This is a genomic window from Gluconobacter sp. R75690, from assembly GCF_015244525.1.
GTDB classification, from domain to species: domain Bacteria; phylum Pseudomonadota; class Alphaproteobacteria; order Acetobacterales; family Acetobacteraceae; genus Gluconobacter; species Gluconobacter potus.
In genome coordinates, this window is record NZ_JABCQB010000045.1 from 1 (window position 1) to 878 (window position 878).

1 protein-coding gene is annotated in these 878 nt (G+C 66.9%); it reads left to right on the plus strand.

Going from position 1 to position 878, the window contains the following annotated elements:
- Positions 1-878: TolC family protein (locus HKD27_RS16245; protein ID WP_194690223.1), on the plus strand; the 878-nt coding region annotated here is incomplete at both ends.

The following is an 878-nucleotide window of genomic DNA, read 5'->3' on the forward strand; positions in this document are numbered from 1 at the left end:
CGGCAGGTGGAAGAGCGCAAGCGGATCGTCGAGGAATCGATCGAGAACCGCCGTGGCGTCCTCCTCGCGCTGCTGGCCGAAATGGCGACGGACTATGTGACACTGCGCTCCGTGCAGGAGCGTCTGACCGTCACCGAGCGCGCCATCGACGTGGCCGTGCGCTCGCGCGAACTGACCGAAAAGCTCTACACGCATGGTCTGGGCAACACGCTGGCCGTGGCACAGGCGCAGACGGAAGAACATCTCGAACGCGCCCGTCTGGCCCCGCTGCACGAGCAGGAAGAGCGGCTGATGCATGCCATCGCCGTGCTCGTCGGCGACATGCCGGGCCAGCTTGAGGAAGAGCTGGAAAAGCGCCGTCCGATCCCGGATCTGCCGCGCTTCCCCGACAGCCTGCCCTCGATCGTGCTCGCCAACCGCCCGGACATCCGCGTGGCCGAGGCCGAATACGCCGCCGATACGGCTCGCGTGGGCATTGCGGTGTCGAACCTCTATCCGAAATTCATGATCCCGCTGACGTTCAATCCGAACGCATCCGCCGCCTATCAGGCGTTCCAGGCGGGCGGCATGGCGTGGAGCTTCATGATGATGGCGACGCTGCCGGTCATCCACGGTGGGCGCTACACCGCCGCGATCGCGCAGGCCCGGGCCGAGGCCGAGGGCAGCCGCCTGACCTACCGCAAGACGGTGCTCAAGGCGTTTGCGGATGTCGAGGACGCGATGGGCGACTGGCGGCATAATGCCGAGCTGGTCGAGGAGCTGAACCAGGCCTCCGTCGATGCCGGCCTGGCCCGTGACCGGGCGCAGAAGCTGTTCACGGCCGGTCTGACCGGATATCTGAACGTGCTGACGACCGAGCAGACCGCCCTGTCCGCCGA